This window comes from Leisingera sp. F5 (assembly GCF_001593695.1).
On record NZ_LUKH01000412.1, the window covers coordinates 1 to 2544 of the forward strand.

The window sequence follows — 2544 nt, forward strand, 5'->3', positions numbered from 1 at the left end:
GGTCTCTCCTGAACGGCTGGCCAAGGCATTGGACAGCGTTATGCAGGGGCGCGAGGGCGCGATCTATTTATCCGCCCGCCAGGCTGTTCTGGAACAACCGGACCGCCGCGCCAGTCTTCACAAACAGATGCAGGAAAACATACGGGACCTGGGTGCAACGCAAGCATTCGGCATCGCAACGATATTCAAACAGGAGCTGCCGCAAGGCCTTGCCCGCATAACCAAAGCTCAGAAAACAGAAGATTTCGGATCGCTTGCAAAAGAAGCGCACCGCGCCAGAGGGGCTGCCAGCACCTTTGGACAGCAGGACCTTGCCGCGCTGCTGGCAGCATTGGAAACAGGCGCCGAACAAGGGGATTTGGACGCAACCAAGGACCAGCTGGAAAAGCTGACAGTCTTGGTCCCGCAAATCCTGGAGGCGCTGGCCGCAGTGCTGCGCGAGTGTGAATCCGTCAGTTCAAAGGCGCCGTGAACACATAACCTTCACCATGCACGGTGGTGATCACCCGCGGATTGGCGGGATCCTCCTCCAGCTTGCCGCGCAGGCGCCGGATCAGCACATCCACGGTACGGGGGTTTGCGCCGTATTGCCGGTGGGTGACCCGGCTCATCAGTGCATCGCGCGAGGCCACCTCCCCTGCCCGGCTGATCAGCATGTCCAGCACTTCGAATTCGGCCCGGGTCAGGGAAATGCTGTTACCCTGCACCGTTTGCAGATGCCGCGCCGCGACGTCGAACTGAAATTTCCCGAACTTGTAGATCCGGCGTGACAAACGCCGGACATCCTGCGTCCGCCGCAGCAGGTTTTTCAGCCTAGCCAGCAATTCGCGCCGATTGAAGGGCTTGCAGACATAATCATCCGCGCCAAGTTCCAGCCCGACAATCCGGTCAATCTCATCATCCCGGCCTGTCACCAGGATGATCCCCAACTCGGACTTGGCACGCTGTTCCCGCGTAATCTGCAGCCCGTCTTTTCCGGGCAGGTTGATGTCGACGAGCAGAAGATCAACATCCTGTTCCTCAAGTATGCTTTCCGCGTCTTCGGCAGTCTCAGCCTGCGAAACATTGTACCCTTGGGCATCCAGGTAACTGGCGAGAGTGGCCCGGGTGACGGGCTCGTCCTCAATGATCAAAATATGCGCCATGATTTTGAAGCCCCCGCAATTATTCCTATCGGTTAACAAATTTTAACAAAACTGACCAGCCTGTTCATCCCGCCGGGCTGACCTGTTCACAACTGCTGCCTAACTTCTTGTCTCGAAAGCCCGGCTTTCAAAACGCGGAAAGGCTCAGGCCATCAGGACCAGGGCTGCGACAACAGGGAGACACACATGAAATACCGGCAATGCCTAATGGCCAGCGCTGCGGCCATGATGATGACGGCCCCGATGGCGATGGCCGAGGATTCCTCGGACCCTATCATCATTCCGATCCATAACTGGTCGAGCCAGATCGTGATGAGCCACGTTGTCGGACAAATCTTTGAATCGATGGGCAACAGTGTCGAATACGTATCGACCGACAGCCAGGCAGTCTATGAATCCGTCCGCCTTGGCGATGTGACCCTGGAACTGGAAGTCTGGGAAGGCGCCTTTGGCAAGTCCTTCAACGAGGCGCTGTCCAAAGGCGGCCTGCATGACGCAGGCGACCATAACGCCGTGACCCGCGAAGACTGGTGGTACCCGGCCTGGACCAAAGACGCCTGCCCTGGCCTGCCAAGCTGGGAAGCGCTGAACGACTGCGCTGCAGCCTTTGCCACACCTGAAACGGGCGACAAGGGCCGCTTCCTGGGCGGTCCTGTTGACTGGCTCAAGCACGACGCCGAGCGTGTCGAGGCGCTGAACATGAACTTCACAGTTGTGAACGCAGGGTCTGCCTCGGCGCTCTGGGCCGAAGTTGCCGCAGCGGAAAGGACCAAAAAGCCGGTGGTGATCTTCAACTGGACACCGAACTTTGCCGAAGCTGTCTGGCCAGGTGAATTCGTCGAGTTTCCCACCTGGGTCGAGGGCTGCGACAAGGACCCGTCCGTCGGCCCGAACCCGGATGCCACCTATGACTGCGGCAATCCGGCCAACGGCTACCTGAAGAAAGCCGCTTGGGACGGCATGAAGGAGAAATGGCCGGCGGCCTATGAAACGCTGACTGAAATCAGCTTCACCAACCCGCAAATCGCAGAAATGGCCAAGCTGGTCGACATTGACGAGATGGAGCCAGAGGACGCCGCAGCTGAATGGCTGGCCGCGAATGAGGGTCTTTGGAAGCCCTGGACCGGTTCCTGATTCCCCCTTCAGAATCTTTATTCCGGGGCGGCGCGCTGCCCCGGTTTCCCTGCCAATGAAAGAAAAGCCATGACCGCCGCCACCCCCGTCATTTCCTGCAAAAACGTCTGGAAGCTGTTTGGCGCCCAACCGGAACAGTATCTGAAGTCGCTGACCGGCAACCCCGGCTTTGATGAGATCCGCCAGGCTGGCTACATCGCAGCAGTGCGTGACGTCTCCCTGGATATCGCCAAGGGGGAAATGCTGGTGATCATGGGGCTGTCAG

General features: G+C 58.8%; 3 protein-coding genes and 1 pseudogene. 3 read left to right on the forward strand and 1 reads right to left on the reverse strand.

The window, feature by feature from the left end:
• The coding region (locus tag A2I95_RS31105) for an Hpt domain-containing protein (RefSeq protein WP_291736036.1) at positions 1-472 on the forward strand (472 nt) is incomplete at its 5' end.
• On the opposite strand, the gene A2I95_RS31110 is transcribed toward A2I95_RS31105, so the two are convergent.
• Positions 453-1145: a response regulator gene (locus A2I95_RS31110; protein ID WP_291736038.1), complete on the reverse strand. Its 693-nt coding sequence runs from the start codon at positions 1143-1145 to the stop codon at positions 453-455. The two genes, A2I95_RS31105 and A2I95_RS31110, sit on opposite strands and share 20 nt — an antisense overlap.
• Positions 1146-1331: 186 nt before the next feature.
• Here A2I95_RS31110 and A2I95_RS31115 point away from each other — a divergent pair, with 186 nt between their 5' ends.
• Both A2I95_RS31115 and A2I95_RS31120 read left to right on the forward strand, forming a co-directional pair.
• Positions 1332-2279, forward strand: a complete 948-nt coding sequence (locus A2I95_RS31115) for an ABC transporter substrate-binding protein (RefSeq protein WP_291736040.1) — start codon at positions 1332-1334, stop codon at positions 2277-2279.
• Positions 2280-2348: 69 nt separating this feature from the next.
• Positions 2349-2544 (forward strand): annotated as a pseudogene (locus A2I95_RS31120) (ABC transporter ATP-binding protein); the annotation flags it as partial.